General features: G+C 74.2%; 14 protein-coding genes and 1 riboswitch. Of the genes, 2 read left to right on the forward strand and 12 right to left on the reverse strand.

Translation table 11 applies throughout. The features are described 5' to 3' along the window. Nucleotide 1: 1 nt before the first annotated feature. The 6 genes from ACFYPS_RS18160 to rpe all read right to left on the reverse strand — a co-directional run bounded on the left by ACFYPS_RS18160 (nt 2) and on the right by rpe (nt 5,711). The gene (locus tag ACFYPS_RS18160; protein ID WP_354964254.1) at nt 2-1,267 is read right to left on the reverse strand and encodes a bifunctional 3,4-dihydroxy-2-butanone-4-phosphate synthase/GTP cyclohydrolase II; all 1,266 of its coding nucleotides are present in this window, start codon (nt 1,265-1,267) and stop codon (nt 2-4) included. After that, the gene (gene pnuC, locus ACFYPS_RS18165; RefSeq protein WP_354964253.1) at nt 1,264-1,953 is read right to left on the reverse strand and encodes a nicotinamide riboside transporter PnuC; all 690 of its coding nucleotides are present in this window, start codon (nt 1,951-1,953) and stop codon (nt 1,264-1,266) included. The genes ACFYPS_RS18160 and pnuC overlap by 4 nt, the downstream gene beginning before the upstream one ends. Beyond that, the gene (locus tag ACFYPS_RS18170; protein ID WP_354964252.1) at nt 1,953-2,597 is read right to left on the reverse strand and encodes a riboflavin synthase; all 645 of its coding nucleotides are present in this window, start codon (nt 2,595-2,597) and stop codon (nt 1,953-1,955) included. The genes pnuC and ACFYPS_RS18170 overlap by 1 nt, the downstream gene beginning before the upstream one ends. A 1-nt stretch (nt 2,598) precedes the next feature. Next, nucleotides 2,599-3,660: a bifunctional diaminohydroxyphosphoribosylaminopyrimidine deaminase/5-amino-6-(5-phosphoribosylamino)uracil reductase RibD gene (ribD, locus tag ACFYPS_RS18175; RefSeq protein WP_354964251.1), complete on the reverse strand. Its 1,062-nt coding sequence runs from the start codon at nt 3,658-3,660 to the stop codon at nt 2,599-2,601. Nucleotides 3,661-3,823: 163 nt separating this feature from the next. Continuing rightward, nucleotides 3,824-3,994, reverse strand: a riboswitch (FMN riboswitch). A gap of 78 nt (nt 3,995-4,072) precedes the next feature. Next, nucleotides 4,073-5,029 carry a response regulator gene (locus ACFYPS_RS18180; protein ID WP_354964250.1) on the reverse strand — a complete coding sequence of 319 codons (957 nt, stop codon included), beginning with the start codon at nt 5,027-5,029 and terminating at the stop codon, nt 4,073-4,075. Nucleotide 5,030: 1 nt separating this feature from the next. After that, nucleotides 5,031-5,711 carry a ribulose-phosphate 3-epimerase gene (gene rpe / locus ACFYPS_RS18185; RefSeq protein WP_354964249.1) on the reverse strand — a complete coding sequence of 227 codons (681 nt, stop codon included), beginning with the start codon at nt 5,709-5,711 and terminating at the stop codon, nt 5,031-5,033. Nucleotides 5,712-5,964: 253 nt separating this feature from the next. Between rpe and ACFYPS_RS18190 the strand changes: the two genes are divergently transcribed. Together ACFYPS_RS18190 and ACFYPS_RS18195 are read left to right on the forward strand one after the other, a co-directional pair. After that, nucleotides 5,965-6,855: a septum formation family protein gene (locus tag ACFYPS_RS18190; RefSeq protein WP_354964248.1), complete on the forward strand. Its 891-nt coding sequence runs from the start codon at nt 5,965-5,967 to the stop codon at nt 6,853-6,855. Nucleotides 6,856-6,940: 85 nt separating this feature from the next. Then, nucleotides 6,941-7,831: a septum formation family protein gene (locus ACFYPS_RS18195; protein ID WP_354964247.1), complete on the forward strand. Its 891-nt coding sequence runs from the start codon at nt 6,941-6,943 to the stop codon at nt 7,829-7,831. An 81-nt stretch (nt 7,832-7,912) separates the two neighbouring features. Here ACFYPS_RS18195 and ACFYPS_RS18200 read toward each other — a convergent pair whose 3' ends face one another. The 6 genes from ACFYPS_RS18200 to ACFYPS_RS18225 form a co-directional block, all read right to left on the reverse strand. Beyond that, nucleotides 7,913-9,349: a transcription antitermination factor NusB gene (locus ACFYPS_RS18200; RefSeq protein WP_354964246.1), complete on the reverse strand. Its 1,437-nt coding sequence runs from the start codon at nt 9,347-9,349 to the stop codon at nt 7,913-7,915. Further along, entirely contained in the window at nt 9,346-10,272 is a 927-nt protein-coding gene (gene fmt, locus ACFYPS_RS18205; RefSeq protein WP_387325657.1) for a methionyl-tRNA formyltransferase, read from the reverse strand. Before fmt ends, ACFYPS_RS18200 begins: the two co-directional genes overlap by 4 nt. Nucleotides 10,273-10,277: 5 nt before the next feature. Further along, nucleotides 10,278-10,838 carry a peptide deformylase gene (gene def, locus ACFYPS_RS18210; RefSeq protein WP_089016580.1) on the reverse strand — a complete coding sequence of 187 codons (561 nt, stop codon included), beginning with the start codon at nt 10,836-10,838 and terminating at the stop codon, nt 10,278-10,280. Nucleotides 10,839-10,883: 45 nt separating this feature from the next. Further along, nucleotides 10,884-12,152, reverse strand: a complete 1,269-nt coding sequence (locus ACFYPS_RS18215; RefSeq protein ID WP_387325660.1) for a cytochrome P450 — start codon at nt 12,150-12,152, stop codon at nt 10,884-10,886. Nucleotides 12,153-12,318: 166 nt separating this feature from the next. After that, nucleotides 12,319-13,302: an AAA family ATPase gene (locus ACFYPS_RS18220; RefSeq protein ID WP_387325663.1), complete on the reverse strand. Its 984-nt coding sequence runs from the start codon at nt 13,300-13,302 to the stop codon at nt 12,319-12,321. Between the two features lie 245 nt (nt 13,303-13,547). Continuing rightward, a complete protein-coding gene (locus ACFYPS_RS18225; RefSeq protein WP_387325666.1) occupies nt 13,548-15,464 on the reverse strand; it encodes a primosomal protein N' in 1,917 nt (638 codons plus the stop codon). Nucleotides 15,465-15,488: the final 24 nt, after the last annotated feature.

Genomic DNA, 15,488 nt, shown 5'->3' on the forward strand with positions numbered 1-15,488 from the left:
GTCATGCTCCGATCTCGTCGTTGGCGACCGGACGCCCCAGCGGCGCCTCGCTCACCTCGTCCAACTCGTCCAGCAGGTGACCCATCCGGTCCCGCTTGGTGCGCAGGTAGCGCATGTTCTCCGGGTGCGCGCCGGCCGGCAGCCCCTCCCGGCCGGTGATCGTCAGCCCGTAGCCCTCCAGCCCGGCCCGCTTGGCCGGGTTGTTGGTCAGCAGCCGCATCGAGCGCACACCCAGGTCGTAGAGGATCTGCGCGCCGGTCCCGTAGTCCCGGGCGTCGGCCGGCAGACCCAGGTCGAGGTTGGCGTCCACGGTGTCCCGTCCGAGGTCCTGCAACTGGTACGCCTGGAGCTTGTGCAGCAACCCGATGCCGCGCCCCTCGTGTCCGCGCACGTAGAGCACGACGCCCCGGCCCTCCCGCGCGACGCGGGCCAGCGAGGCGTCCAGCTGTGGCCCGCAGTCGCAGCGCAGCGAGCCGAACACGTCTCCGGTGAGGCACTCGGAGTGGACCCGGACCAGCACGTCCTGGCCGTCACCGAGGTCACCGAGGACCATCGCGATGTGCTCGGCAGGGTCGTGCTCGGCGCGGTAGCCGAGCGCCCGGAACACCCCGTGGCGGGTCGGCATCCGGGCCTCGGCGACCATCTCGACCTGCTTCTCGTTCCGCCGCCGGTACGCGATCAGGTCGGCGATGGTGATCAGCGTGAGGCCGTGCTCGGCGCAGAACTTCTCCAGGTCCGGCATCCGCATCATGGTGCCGTCGTCGTTCACCAGCTCGCAGAGCACGCCCGCGGGGCGCAGCCCGGCGAGCCGGGTCAGGTCCACCGCCGCCTCGGTGTGCCCCGGCCGGCGCAGCACCCCGCCCTCGCGAGCCCGCAGCGGCACCACGTGCCCGGGCCGGGCCAGGTCCGTCGGGTCGGTGGCCGCGTCGGCGAGCAGCCGGATGGTGTGCGCACGGTCAGCCGCCGAGATGCCGGTGCTGATTCCCTCCCGGGCGTCCACGGTCACCGTGTACGCGGTGCCGCGCCGGTCCTGGTTGGTGTGGTGCATCGGCGGCAGGTCCAGCCGGTCGGCCTCGCTCTCGGTCAGCGGGACGCAGATGTAGCCCGAGGTGTACCGCACCATGAACGCCAGCAGCTCCGGCGTGGCCAGCTCGGCCGCGAAGATCAGATCGCCCTCGTTCTCCCGGTCGGCGTCGTCCACCACGACGACCGGCCGGCCGGCCGCGATCTCGGCGACCGCCTGCTCAATGCTCGCGAAGCTGCTCATGCGACGGCCTCCGTGTAGGTGGGCGGGAGTGAGACGGCGGGCCGGGTGGCGCGCGAGGTGCGCCACCAGGCGGCGAAGCCCCAGGCGCAGAACGCGCCGTAGACCAGGTACATGGCCGCCGACGGGTAGAACCCGCCGCGCAGCAGCAGCGGCACGCCGACCGCGTCCACCGCGATCCAGACCAGCCAGAACTCCACCCAGCCGCGGGCCATGCCGTAGGTGGCCAGCAGGCTGCCGGTGAGGATCCAGGCGTCCGGCAGCGGGCCCCAGGAGCCCAGTGCGGCGAGCACCGGGTACGCCGCGGCGGTGCCGACCGCGGCGACCAGCAGCATCGCCAGCCGCTCCCGCCCGGTGGCCCACCGTGGGACGACCGCTGCCTGCCCGGCGTCGGCCCGGCGGTTGCGCCGCCAGCGCCACCAGCCGTAGACGCTGACCGCGAAGAAGAACACCTGCCGGCCGGCCTGCCCGTAGAGGTCGTGCTCCTGCGGGGTGGCGAAGACCCCGCCGAGGAAGACGGTCAACAGCAGCGCGTTGCCGATCATGCCGACCGGCCAGGCCCAGACCAGCCGACGCAGGCCGAGGAGCGCGGAGACCAGCCCGAACACGTTGCCGACGATCTCCCGGAGCAGCACCGGCGAGCCGGCCACCTGCACCTGGGCGTCCAGCAGCCAGCCGAGCGGGCCCATCAGGCCAGCCCGCCCGTGCTCGCGGCCACCCCGTGACCGTCGGCGTCGGTGAGCCGGGCGCCGAGCAGCCGCTCGACGTACTTGGCCAGCACGTCGACCTCCAGGTTGACCGGATCGCCGACGCCCTTCGCGCCGAGCGTGGTCAGCTTCAGCGTGGTCGGGATCAGACCGACGGAGAACTCGTCGGCGCCCACCTCGGCAACGGTCAGCGAGACGCCGTCGATGGTGATCGAGCCCTTCTCCACCACGTACCGGGCCAGGGCGGCGGGCAGCCGGAACCGGACCGTCTCCCACTGCTCGGCCGGCTCCCGGGAGATCAGCTCACCGACACCGTCCACGTGCCCCTGCACCAGGTGCCCGCCGAGCCGGCTGCCCAGCGCGGCGGCCCGCTCCAGGTTGACCGGGTCGCCGGGGCGCAGCGCGCCCAGCGCGGAGCGGCGCAGCGTCTCGCCCATCACGTCCGCGGTGAAGACACCGTCCGCCGCCTCCACCACGGTCAGGCAGACGCCGTTGACCGCGATGGAGTCTCCATGGCGGGCGTCGGAGGTGACCAGCGGGCCGCGTACGGCGACCAGCGCCGAATCGCCCGCCGTCGACGACACCCGGACAACCTCGCCCAACTCCTCGACAATGCCGGTGAACATGTCAGCCCTCCCTCTTACGGGGCAGCGCGGTGATCCGGAGATCCGGACCGATCTGCGTAACGTCGACGAACTCCAGATCAATTGCCTCAGCGATGGTGCTCACGCCGGCGTCGACCAGGGCGGTCGGGCCGGCCCCGAGCAGCCGGGGCGCGACGTACCCGACGATCTTGTCGACCAGGCCGGCGGCGAGGAACGCCCCGGCCAGCCGGGGGCCGCCCTCCAGCAGCACCGCGCGGACCCCGCGCTGGTGCAGCGCCGCGAGCAGCGCCGGCAGGTCCACCCCGCCGTGCGAGCCGGCGCCCACCTCGGCGGCGGTCGCGATCCAGGTCCGCGCGGCGCCGTCGCGGACCCGGGCGTCGGCCGGGGTACGCCCCGAGCTGTCCACGACCACCCGCAGCGGCTGCCGGATGGCCAGGCTGCCGTCGCGCAGGTTGCGGGCGGTCAGTCGGGGATCGTCGGCGAGCACCGTGCCGATCCCGGCGATGACCGCGTCGACCGTGCCGCGCAGCGCGTGCACGTCGATCCGGGCCGCCTCCGAGGTGATCCACATGCTGGTGCCGTCCGCCGCCGCGGACCGGCCGTCCACCGTGGCGGCGTACTTCCAGATCACGTACGGCCAGCCCCGGCGCATCGAGGTCAACCAGGCGACGTTGCCGGCCTCGGCCTCGTCGCCGCGTATTCCCAGGTCGACCCGAACCCCGGCGGCACGCAGCGTGGCGGCGCCTCCGGTGGCCACCGGATTCGGGTCGGGTACGGCGATCACCACCCGGCCCACTCCGGCCTGGACCAGCGCGGTGCTGCAGGGACCGGTGCGGCCCGTGTGGTCGCAGGGTTCCAGAGTGACCACCGCCGTGCCGCCGCGGGCGCGCTCCCCGGCCTGGGCGAGCGCGACGATCTCGGCGTGCGGCCCGCCGGCGTAGGCGTGAAAACCCTCACCGACGACCGCGCCGTCCGCGTCGAGCAGCACGCAGCCGACCACTGGGTTGGGGCTGGTGGTTCCCAGCCCGCGCGCCGCCAGCTCGATCGCGCGTCGCATCGCCTCATCGACTGAGACGCTGGCCATCGCCGTGTCCCTGCCCTCTCACTCGCCGGTCCGCGCGCGGGCGGTCAGGGAGGCGGCATGGGGCCGCAGGGCATGCGGCGGCGGATTCCGGGTGCGGCACAGCCGCCCCGGGGGGTCGGCACGGCACGCTGAAGCCAGCGGCCGGCTCGGACCCGTCCGTCCCGCGCGCTGTCTCCCATCCGGACTGTCTGGGCGCGGACGAACCGCCCCCAACCGTCGGCCCCGGATTCTCACCAGGTCCACCGGGCGGCACAGCCGTCCGGGTCGCGGGCTTACCACGGTCGGACCGTGGATCACCGCCGGTTCGGAATTTCACCGAGTCCCGCCAGCGCGTGGTGGGTACTCCGGCAGTCTTACACGCAAACGGGGGTCCGTCGCTACCGAGGCGAGCTACTTCACAGCCGGATCACGCTCACGTGACGCCGCGCCGCCGGTCCACCGCCACGTACGACCCGGGCTGGCTCTTGGCCACCGTCTTCATCTCGGAGGCCACCGCGATCACCTCGAGCGGGTCGGTGAACCGCTTGCCGGCGTCGGAGAGGGAGACGCCGATGGAGAGGGTGACCAGGGCCGCACGGCGGATCGTGCCGCGCCGGTCCTTCAGCTCGACGAAGCCGCGCTCCCGGTCGGTCGGATCGTAGAGCGTGTCGGCCGCCTTCTCGAAGTCGACCACCGCCCGGGAGGTCAGCGAGCGGACCTGGTCCGGGGCGCAGACGATGACGAAGTCGTCGCCACCGACGTGGCCGAGGAAGGCCGGGGGCAGGCCCACCGCCACCACCGCGCGGTGCAGGCTGCGGGCCAGCGCGGAAATGAAGTCGTCGCCGCGGACAAAGCCGTACCGGTCGTTGACGCTCTTGAACCGGTCGATGTCGACGTAGCCGACCGCGTAGTCCACCCCGTGCCGAACCCGGTCGCTGATCTCCCGACGGATCCGGCTGTTGCCGGGCAGCCCGGTCAGCGGGGAGACCTCCCGGAACTCCTTGTTGCGGCGCAGGGTCGACGAGACCCGGGCCACCAGCTCGGCGGTGTCGAACGGCTTGACCAGGTAGTCGTCGGCGCCGGCGCTGAGCCCGTGCACCTTGTCGACGGTCATCCCCTTGGCCGTCAGCATGATCACCGGCAGGGCGGAGGTCATCGGGTCGGCGCGCAGCCGCCGGGTCAGCTCCAGTCCGTCGATCCGGGGCATCATCAGGTCGACCACGGCAAGGTCGGGCCGCTGCCGCTCGATGACCTCGAGGGCCTCCTGGCCGTCGCTGGCGTGGATCACCTCGAAGCCGTGCAGCCGCAGGTTGAACTCGACGAAACGGGCGATGTCCTCGTCGTCATCCACAACGAGGATGATGTCCTTGCGGTCGCCCTCGGGGTCCACCTCAGGCCCCGGGAGCCGCGCGTTCCGCCAGCGCCCGCAGGTGACGTACCGCCTCCGCCGGGTCGGCGGCGCCGTAGACGGCGGTGCCGGCCACGAACGCGTCGGCGCCCGCGGCGGCGGCCTGCTCGATGGTGTCGGCGGCGATCCCACCGTCCACCTCGATCCGCAGCTCCAGGTGCCCGGCGTCGACGTGCCCCCGGGCGGCGCGGACCTTGTCCAGCAGTTGCGGGATGAACCGCTGCCCACCGAAACCGGCCTTGATCGTCATGATCAGAAGGGTGTCGAAGCTGGGCAGCAGCTCCAGGTACGGCTCGATCGGGGTGTCCCGGTCGATGGCGAGACCGGCCTTCGCCCCGGCGGAGCGCAGGTCCTTGGCGAGCGCCACCGGATCGTCGCACGCCTCCGCGTGGAAGGTCACGTTGTACGCCCCGGCGTCGGCGTAGCCGGGGGCCCACCGACGCGGGTCCTCGATCATCAGGTGCACGTCGAACGGCAGCGCGGTGACGGCGCGCAGGCTCTGCACCACGGGCAGACCGATGGTCAGGTTCGGCACGAAGTGGTTGTCCATCACGTCCACGTGCAACCAGTCCGCGGCGTCCTCGACGGCACGGATCTCTTCGGCGAGGCGGGCGAAATCGGCGGCCAGGATGCTCGGCGCGACGATGGGCGGCGGTACGGTCACGGGGCCAGTGTACGAACGCGGCAACCCGCCGCCCCACCGCGGCACCATCGGGGACGCGCTGTGATCCAGTAGTGACCAGTGGTGCAGAATTGGCCGGTCCGGACCGCCGAATCCGGACGAACAGACATCAACGGCTGGCCGATCGACGGAAACGCGACGACACTCCAACCGGGACGGTGCCGTAGGCTGCACGCCCGCCGGGGTCTCGCCGCGGGGCGCGGTGACCGGTCGCCAGCTCCCGGGAGGGCGGACGATGCGACGGTGGCTCGGAGCGCTGGCGCTGGCCGGCGCCACGACGATCCTGCTGACCGGCTGCGGGCCGGCGCGAGGCGCCGACGGTGACCTCACCGACGACTGGCCGGCGCTGCGGACCCCGAAACCGTTCACCCCCGCCACCGACACCTGCCTGCCCCGGATCACCTCCATCGTGCAGGCCAGCACGTACGAGACGGTGGACTGCGCGCGCAGCCACCTGGCCGAGGCGATCCACGTCGGCACCCTCGTCGGCCCCGCCGCACGCGCCGCCACCCGACCGCAGCCGGGGTCGCAGGCACTGCGGGCCGCCCGCGCCGAATGTGACCAGCGGGCCCGGGAGGTGCTCGGCGGCGACTGGCACACGGCGCGGCTCACCCTGTCCCTCTCGCTGCCCTCCGCACCCGCCTGGACCGGCGGCGCGCGCTGGTTCCGCTGCGACCTCAGCGAGACCGACAGCATCGACAACACCCGGCCGGTGAACCGCACCGGCAGCCTGCGCGGCGCGTTGATCGGTGACACACCACTGACGCACCGGTGCTTCGACCCCAAGCTGATCGGCGACAACCTCAACTACATGGCGCCGGTGCTCTGCACGGAGCCGCACCGCGCCGAGTTCGTCGGCGTCTACCTGGAACGGGACATGAGCTGGGCGGACTTCACCCGCTCCGCCGAGCAGACCCACCAACGCTGCATGGCCTTGATCGCCACGTACGCCGCGGTGCCGAACAACAGCGACCTGCCGTACCGGGCCGGGTCCATCTACTACCCACCGTCACAGCGGGAGTGGGAGGAGGGTGACCGTGGGGTGCGCTGTTTCCTGTGGAGTGACGACCGCAAACTCACCCGCTCGATGCGCAATGCGGGCCCACAGGGACTACCCGCCATCTGAGCACCGGTGCCGTATGCTGCTGCGCCGTGGCGCTACCGGGCGGCTGGGGGCCGGCCGGAGACCACCAGCGGCGGGAGGTCGGGGGATGCGACGGTGGTTGGCGGCGCTCGCCGCGGGCACGACGGCCGCCCTGGCGCTGGCCGGGTGCGGCGCGCCCGCCGGAGTCGACCGGAACCTCATCGACGACTGGCCGGCGCCCGTCGCGGCGCAGCAGTTCGTTCCCGCCGCCGAGGTCTGCCACCACCCCGCCCAGCAGGTCGGCTACCTGACGGGCTACAACCCGGTGGCGTGCACCGAGTCGCACCGGGTGGAGACCATGCACGTCGGCACGCTCAGCGGCCCGGGCGCGAACCGCGGGACGCCCCCACCGCCCGGCTCGGTCGGCATGCGGACCGCGCAGGTCAGCTGCGACAAGGCGGTCAGCAAGGCGGTGGGTGCCGACTGGCGCTCCGGGCGCCTCGGCCTGACCGTCGTGCTGCCGTCCGCGCCGGCCTGGGCCGGTGGGGCCCGCTGGTACCGCTGTGACGTCACCGAGCTCGCCAGCATCGACGACACCTCCGTCGGCCTGCGCACCGGCAGCCTGCGGCGGGCGCTGACCGGCGCGGCGCCGCTGGCGTACCGCTGCTTCAACCCCAAGCTGGTCAAGGACGACATCGACGAGATGGCGCCGGTCTCCTGCACCAGCCGGCACCACGCCGAGTTCGTCGGCATCTGGCAGGCCCCGGACGTCAGCTACGCCGAGTTCAACCGCACCACCAAGCGGACCCACCGGGCCTGCCAGACGGTGACCGCCAGATACGCCAAGGTGCCGGACAACTCCCAGCTCGACTTCCGCGCCGGGACGATCTACTACCAGCCGTACGAGCAGGAGTGGAAGAACGGCAACCGTGGCGTGCAGTGCTTCCTGTGGATCAGCGACCGGGCCCTGACCCGCTCGATGAAGGGCGCCGGCACCAAGGGCCTCCCGGTCACCTGACCCACCGCAAATGAAAGGAAGGGCCCCTTATTAACGCCTGGCGTTAATAAGGGGCCCTTCCTTTCAACTAAGCGGTGCGACTCAGCCCCGGCGCAGGACGGCGAGGAACATCGCGTCGGTGCCGTGCCGGTGCGGCCAGAGCTGCACGGTGGGACCGTCGCCCAGGCCCGGCATACCGGCCGGCAGCAGCGGCCGGGCGTCCACGAAGTCCACCGGCACCCCGCTGCGGCGAGCCGCCTCGGTCACCGTCACGTGGGTCTCCACCGTGTGCGGCGAGCAGGTGACGTAGGCGACCAGCCCACCCGGACGGACCGCACGCAGCGCCGCACCGAGCAACTCCCGTTGCAGCCGGGTCAGCGGCGGCAGGTCGGAGGGCTGGCGACGCCAGCGCGACTCCGGCCTGCGGCGCAGCGACCCCAGCCCGGTGCACGGGGCGTCCACCAGCACCCGGTCGAAGTGCCCCTCCGGCAGCTTCGGGTCGGCACCGACCTCACGGCCGTCCATGGCCAGAACGGTCACCGGCAGACCCCGGGTCGCCTGGGAAACCAGCCGGGCCCGGTGCTCGGCCACCTCCACCGCGGTCACCCGGGCGCCGCGCTGCGCGGCCAGCGCGCCGAGCAGCCCGGCCTTGCCGCCCGGACCGGCGCACAGGTCCAGCCAGCGCCCGTCCGGGCCGTCCAGCGGCGCGTCGGCGAGCGCGCTGGCCACCAACTGGGAGCCCTCGTCCTGGACGTGGGCCCGGCCGTCGACCACCGCCGGAATGTCGCCGGGCGCGCCACCGGGCAGATAGACGGCGTACGGCGAGAACGCGCCGGGCGCCCCACCGACCTGGTCGGCCAACTCCACCGGGTCGATCAGGCCGGGCCGGGCGCACAGGTGCACCGGCGGGCGCTCATTGTCCTCGATCAGCAGTCGGGCCGTCTCGCCCAGATCACCGCCGAGCGCCTCGGAGAACGCCCGCACGATCCACTGCGGATGGCTGTACGCCAGGGCCAGGTGCCCGACCGGGTCGGTCTCCATCGGCGGGGCGAGCTTCGCCACCCAGCCGTCCACGTCGAGGGTGGACACCTCGCGCAGCACCGCGTTGGCGAACCCGGTGGCGCCCGGCGCGACCGCGCGGACCAGGTCCACGGTCGACGAGACCGCGGCGTGCGGGGGCACCCGGGTGTGCAGCAGCTGGTACGCCCCGAGCCGCAGCGCGTCGCGCACCGGCGGGTCGATCCGGGCCACGTCCCGGCCGGCCGCGTCGGTCAGGATCGCGTCCAGGGTGCCCAGGTGGCGAAGGGTGCCGTAGGTCAGCTCGGTGGCGAAGGCCGCGTCCCGGCCGTACAGCCCCTCCTCGCGCAGGATGGTGGGCAGCACCAGGTTGGCGAACGCGTCGTCGCGGTGCACCGCGGCCACCGCCTCGTACGCCGCGCGTCGCGGCCGGTCCAGCGGCGGTCGGACCGGCCGGCGGTCCCCACCACGACCGGCGGGCGGGCCGGAGCGCGTCGGGCGCGTCCCCTCCGGGGCGGTCACGCGAACTCCTCGCCGGTGCTGACCCGGACGCCGCGCGCCCAGTCGGTCGCCGGCATGGCCCGCTTGCCGGCGGCCCGAACCTCGCCCAGTCGCACCGGCACGGTGGCCGTGCCGGCCAGCACCCGGGCCTTCTCCACCAGCAACTCCCCCGGCTTCAGATCGGGGCCGTCGGCTGCCGCCACCACCGGGCCGAGCTTCACCCGCTCGCCCCGGAAGGTCGTCCAGGCACCCGGGGCCGGCGTGCAGGCCCGGATCCGCCGGTCCACCGCGAAGGCCGGGTCGGTCCAGCGCACCCGGGCGTCCTCCACGGTCAGTTTCGGTGCCAGCGACACCCCGTCGGCCGGCTGCGGCTCGGCGCGGGCGGTGCCGTCGGCGATCGCGTCGAGCACCGCCACCAGCAGCCCGGCGCCGGACCCGGCGAGGCGCTCCAGCAGGTCACCGGAGGTGTCGCCGGGGTGGATCTCGTCGGTCAGGGTGCCGAAGACGGGACCGGTGTCCAGACCCTGCTCCAGCTGGAAGACGCTGGCCCCGGTCAGCTCGTCGCCGTGCAGCACCGCGTGCTGCACGGGCGCGGCGCCGCGCCAGGCGGGCAGCAGCGAGAAGTGCAGGTTGATCCAGCCGTACCGGGGGATCTCCAGCGCGGCCGGCGGCACCAGCGCGCCGTAGGCGACCACCGGCACGCAGTCCGGTGCGAGCTCGCGCAGCCGGTCGAGGAACTCCGGGTCACGGGGGCGGGCCGGGGTGAGCACCTCGATGCCGTGCTCGTCGGCCCACTCACCGACCGGGGAGCGGGACAGGCCGCGCCCGCGTCCGGCGGGCGCGTCCGGCCGGGTGACCACCGCGACCAGCTCGTGCCGGGAGGCGGCGACGGCGGCCAGGGCGGGGACGGCGACGGCCGGCGTACCGGCGAAGATCACACGCATCCGGGTCACCGACCCAGGCCGAAGGGGCTGCCCGCGGCGTGCGGGTTGACCTTGACCACCGGCGGGGCCGACGGGTCGTACCACTCGGCCTGGCGGATCGCCTTCATCGCCTCCTTGCGGCCGGCGGCGTCGAGCCGGTCCAAGAAGAGCACGCCGTCGAGGTGGTCGGTCTCGTGCTGCACGCAGCGGGCCATCAGCCCGGTGCCGACGATCTGGAGCGGGTCGCCGTAGCCGTTGAAGCCCTTGGCGATGACGTTCTGCCGGCGCTTGGTGTCGAAGTAGAGCCCGGGGATGGACAGGCAGCCCTCCGGGCCGTCCTGCTCCTCCTCGTCGGGGAATTCGAGCACCGGGTTGACCAGGTGCCCGAGCACGTCGTCAACGTCGAAGGCGAACACCCGCAGGCCCACACCGAGCTGCGGCGCGGCCAGGCCAGCGCCACTCTGCTCCCGCATCGTGTCGGTCAGATCGGCGATGAGCCTACGCAGTTCGACGTCGAAGTCGACGACCGGATCGGCCGGCGTGCGCAGCACCGGATCCCCAAACAGACGGATGGGCTGGACGGTCACGCGGGACGGCTCCTTCATGGGATGGACGAGCGGTGCCGTACCAGTCTACGGAGTGCCCGGGTGGGCGCCGGCTGGCGTACCTCGATCGGCCACCGCGGGTGTGCCCAGCGTCACCGCCAGGCTCTGGTATCCGCGCAGGGTCAGCCGGGTGCGGTGTCGGGGCGTCCCGGCCAAGGCCAGCTCGGGCAGCCGGCGCAGCAGCATCGGAAAGGCCAGCTGCGCCTCCAGCCGGGCCAGCCCGGCGCCGAGACAGTAGTGCGGGCCGGCGCCGAAGGAGAGCGGGTGCGCCTGGTCGCGGGTGGGGTCGAAGCGCTGCGGGTCGGGGAACCGGCGCGGGTCGCGGTTGGCCGCGCCGAGCAGCAGCAGCGCCGTGCTGCCGGCCGGCAGGTCCAACCCGCCGCAGCGCACCGGCGCGGTGCTGGTCCGGGTGGTCAGCTGCACCGGCGAGTCGTAGCGCAGCAGCTCCTCGACGTACGCCGGCGCGAGCCCGGGGTCGGCACGCAGCGCGGCGGCGGCCTCGGGGTGCCGCAGCAGCACCACCAGCCCGTTGCCGAGCAGGTTGGTGGTGGTCTCGAAACCGGCGACCAGCAGCACCACCAGGTTGGCCAGCAGCTCGTCGCCGGTGAGCCGGTCGCCGTCGGTGTCGTGCACCTGGACCAGCGCGGTGGTCAGGTCGTCGGCCGGCGCGCGGCGGCGGGCGGCGACCAGCTCGGCGAAGTACGCGCGCAGCTCGGCGGCGCCGGCGTCGGCGACGGCCAACTCCTCGGCGGTGATCTCCGGCTCCAGCACCCCGGTCAGGTCACCGGCCCAGCGGCGGAACAGCGGCCGGTCGGTTGCCGGCACGCCGAGCAGCGCGCAGATCACCCCCACCGGCAGCGGGTACGCGAAGTCGGCCAGCATGTCGACGGTCGCGCCGTCCGCGGCACGGTCCAGCATGTCGTCGAGCAGGGCCTCGGCCTGGGTACGCACCACGTCGCGCATCCCGGCGATCCGGCGCGGGCTGAACGCGCCTGCGGCGAGCCGGCGCATCCGGCTGTGGTCGGGCGGGTTGGTCCGCAGCATGGACCGGGCGATCGACGAGATCGCCGCGCTCTCGCGCCAGTTCGGCCAGACCTGGTCCCGCAGGGCGTCGTCCAGCACTCCGAGCCGGGGATCACGCAGCAGCTCGTCGACCTCCGGGTAGCCGGTCACCACATACAGGCCGGGCAGGGCCTGCACCACCGGCCCGTGCGCCCGCAGCCGCTCGTACGTCGGGTACGGGTCGACCCGCCCCTGCGGCGACATGAGCAGTGTGAGCGCCTCGGCAGCCTCCATGGCCGGCCTCCCCGTCGATGCGTCGAAGGCTCCATCATGCCCACGCCGCCGACGCCTGGCATCCTCCGGAGCGGAGAAAACGACGCCGAACCGGCCCGCGTCAGTCTCCGGCGCCGGCCGCGTCAGACTCCCGCCCCGCCGTGCCCGGACGCGGGCGACCGCGCGGTCAGGCGCTGGCGCCCGGGTCGCCCGCGAGGACCGCGTCGCCGCCGAGGAACGCGGGCTCCGGCAGCGGCAGCTGGATCTTGTGGGCGGCCTCCCAGTCGTAGACCAGGCCCGGACGCACCTGCGCGGCGAAGTAGTCGATCGCGCTCATCCCGCCGACCACCGGCTCGTCGACCTCCGCCACGAGCTGGGCAGGGACCAGGGAGAAGCCGTTCTGCAGGGCGGCGCTGAGCCGGCGGTGACCGTCGACGACGAAGAAGTACTCACCGGTGAACCCGATCTTCAGCGGCTCCAGGGCCGCGTCGCCGGCCTCGGCCACGTCGCCGACGAACTCGGAGTCCCACAGCCCGCGCAGGGTCGCGATGTCCTCGGTCGGGTAGACCCGGGCCGGGTCCAGCAGCAGCAGCGGCGGGTCGTCGCGCAGCACATCGTCGCCGAGCGTCCCCTCGTACGCGGCCACGATGTGCTCGACCACCTCGGCGGCGGAGGCACGGGTGGTGTCGCAGATCAGGTCATAGTTGCGCAGTCGGGCCTTGTCCACCCCGTACCGGATGATGAACCGGTTGCGCTCGCTCTCGCTGCGCTCGCGCAGCTTGGCCTTGGCCTCCTCCAGCGTGGCGTAGCTCTCCGCCGGCCCGGAGGGCCGGGCCAGCACCCGGCGCGCCGCCTCACCGGGCTCGGTGATCATGTGCACCTTGAGCGCGTCGGTGAAGAAGTGCCACGCCAGCCGGGAGTCCATGATGAGGCGCTCGCCGGAGGCGGCGATGTCCCGCTGGAGCTGGTCGACGTAGCCGTCGACGGCCTGGTCGAGCTCGGCGTGCAGGTTGAGCTGCAGCGCGGTCATCTGTCGCTGCTGCGCCATCTCCCGGTAGAGGTCACCCACGCTCACCCGGCGCATGCCGAGCCGTTTGGCGATCTCCACCGACACGGTGCTCTTGCCGCTGCCGAGGTCGCCGTTGAAGACGATCGAGTGTCGAACGGTCACGACTGGTCCACCCCTGATCACCGGCTGTTTGAGATCATCGACATCGCGTCCGACCGACGCGTTCCCGCCATCGTCGCTGCCACCCTGCGAAGGCTACAGCTCGGCGCGCCTGACGCCGCGCCGCGACCTGGAGCCGTCGTCCGCCCGGGCATGACGGGCGATGTTACCACCCAGGCACCAGCGCTTTGCCGGACGCGGTGTGCGGGGACACCGCCTCCGACCAGGCCCGCCAGCCGCCGTCCGGCTCAGAACAGGCTCAGCGGATCGACCTGGAGGCGGACCGGCTCGGCGGCCTTGCGGGCCGCCCGCGCCCCCGCCGCCGAGTGCAGCGCCTCGGCGAGCGCGGCGGCCCGGGCCCGGGGCACCCGCACCAGCATCCGCTCGCGGCCCTCCTCGGCCGGCACCGGCCCGAGCACCTCGGCGTCGTCGGGCAGCCGGGCCGCGGCGAGCAGGTCGGCCACCGCCTCGGCCGGGCCGGTGACGCTGGCCATCCGCACCGCCGGCGGGAAGCCCAGCTCACGGCGCTCGGCCAGTTCCCGGCCGGCGAACCAGCCGGCGTCCCAGCGCAGCAGCGCCTGCACCGGGGCGAGCGCGCCGTCGGCGACCACCACCACCCGGCCGGCCGGGGCCGGGCGGGCCAGCGCCGCGGCGGCCAGCCAGCGGCGCAGCGCCTCCTCGCCGGCCCGCAGGTCGGCCCGGGTCAGCAGGGCCCACGAGTCGAGCAGCAGCACCGCGCCGTAGCCGCCCTCGGCGCCCGGCTCGGCGCCGGGCGTGGCGACCACCAGGGCCGCGCCACCGGGCACGTCGCTCAGCACCTCCTCCCGGCCGGAGGTGCGCACCGGCACGCCGGGAAACGCCCGGCCCAGCTCCTCGGCGGTACGCCGGGCCCCGGTCACTGCGGCCCGCAGCCGCCGGCCACCGCACTCGGGGCAGGCGTACGCGGCGGCCACCCGGGCGCACCAGCGGCAGGCCGGGGTGCCGCCGGCCGAGGGCAGCGCGAGCGGCCCGGCGCAGTGCGCGCAGCGGGCCGGGGTGCGGCAGTCCGCACAGGCGACCGAGGGCAGGTAGCCGCGCCGGGGCACCTGCACCAGCACCGGCAGGTCCGCCCGGAGGGCATCGCGGGCGGCCGTCCACGCCAGGCTGGGCAGCCGGGCGGTGGCCGCCCCGGGGTCGCGGGCCAGCTGCGGGTCGTCACCGGTCGGCGCGATGGCCGGGATACGGGCCCGCACGGTCGCCCGGTCGGCCACCACCTCCCGGGCCCAGCCGGTCTCCACCAGCAGTTGCGCCTCGGCGGTGCGGGCGTACCCGCCGACCAGCGCGCCAGCCTCGGCGAGCTGCGCGCGGGTGAGCAACACGTCCCGGGCGTGCGGATAGGGGGCGCGCGGCTCGGCGTGCAGGTCGTCGCCGTCGTCCCAGACGGCGACCAGGCCGAGCCGGTCCACCGGGGCGAACATCGCCGCCCGGGTGCCGATCACCACCGGCACCTCCCCCCGCCGGGCGGCGAGGAACGCGCGGTAGCGCCGGGCCGGACCGAGCGCGGCGGAGAGGGTGACGTGTCGTCCCGGGCCGAGCACGCCGGTGAGCGCGGCGTCCAGCCGATCGAGGTCGCGGGCGTCGGCCACCACGACCACCGCTCCGCGGCCCCCGGCGACCGTGGCGGCGACCGCGTCGGCGTAGCGGGCGGCCCAGTCCTCGCCGGGCAGCGCCGACCAGACGGCCCGGGGTGCCCGGCCGTCGGTGAGCGCGCGCAGGAGAGCCGGACCGGTCGGGTAGTCCCGCCACCCGCGCGGGTCGAGGGCGGGCTCGTCGGAGGAGGCCGGCGTGCTGTCCTGATCGGCGTGGGCCTCCTTCTCGACCCGGGCGTGCCGGGGTGGCACGGCGAGCCGGAGCACGTCGGCGAGGCTGCCCGCGTACCGGTCGGCGACCGCACGGGCCAGGCGGGCGACCTCGGGCGCCAGCACCGGCTCCGGAGAGACCACCTTCTCCAGGTAGGCGAGCCGGCCGGTGTGCCCGGAGTCGTCGGCGCGGGACAGCAGCCAGCCGTCGACGAGCTGCCCCGCGAAGCGCACCTTCACCCGGGTGCCGGGCACCGCCACGGCGTCCAGCTCGGCCGGCACCAGGTAGTCGAACGGCCGGTCCAGGTGAGCCAGCGGGACATCCACACAGACGCGTGCGACCGGCGACCC

The sequence above is a fragment of the Micromonospora sp. NPDC005087 genome, from assembly GCF_042872965.1.
Lineage (GTDB): Bacteria > Actinomycetota > Actinomycetes > Mycobacteriales > Micromonosporaceae > Micromonospora.

Bases quoted from the DNA above. Each gene is read 5' to 3' on its own strand.
- ACFYPS_RS18190 (WP_354964248.1), top strand. From the start codon at position 5,965: ATGCGACGGTGGCTCGGAGCGCTGGCGCTGGCCGGCGCCACGACGATC.
- ACFYPS_RS18160 (WP_354964254.1), bottom strand. From the start codon at position 1,267: ATGAGCAGCTTCGCGAGCATTGAGCAGGCGGTCGCCGAGATCGCGGCC.
- ACFYPS_RS18195 (WP_354964247.1), top strand. From the start codon at position 6,941: ATGCGACGGTGGTTGGCGGCGCTCGCCGCGGGCACGACGGCCGCCCTG.
- fmt (WP_387325657.1), bottom strand. From the start codon at position 10,272: ATGCGTGTGATCTTCGCCGGTACGCCGGCCGTCGCCGTCCCCGCCCTG.
- ribD (WP_354964251.1), bottom strand. From the start codon at position 3,660: ATGGCCAGCGTCTCAGTCGATGAGGCGATGCGACGCGCGATCGAGCTG.
- ACFYPS_RS18170 (WP_354964252.1), bottom strand. From the start codon at position 2,597: ATGTTCACCGGCATTGTCGAGGAGTTGGGCGAGGTTGTCCGGGTGTCG.
- pnuC (WP_354964253.1), bottom strand. From the start codon at position 1,953: ATGGGCCCGCTCGGCTGGCTGCTGGACGCCCAGGTGCAGGTGGCCGGC.
- ACFYPS_RS18215 (WP_387325660.1), bottom strand. From the start codon at position 12,152: ATGGAGGCTGCCGAGGCGCTCACACTGCTCATGTCGCCGCAGGGGCGG.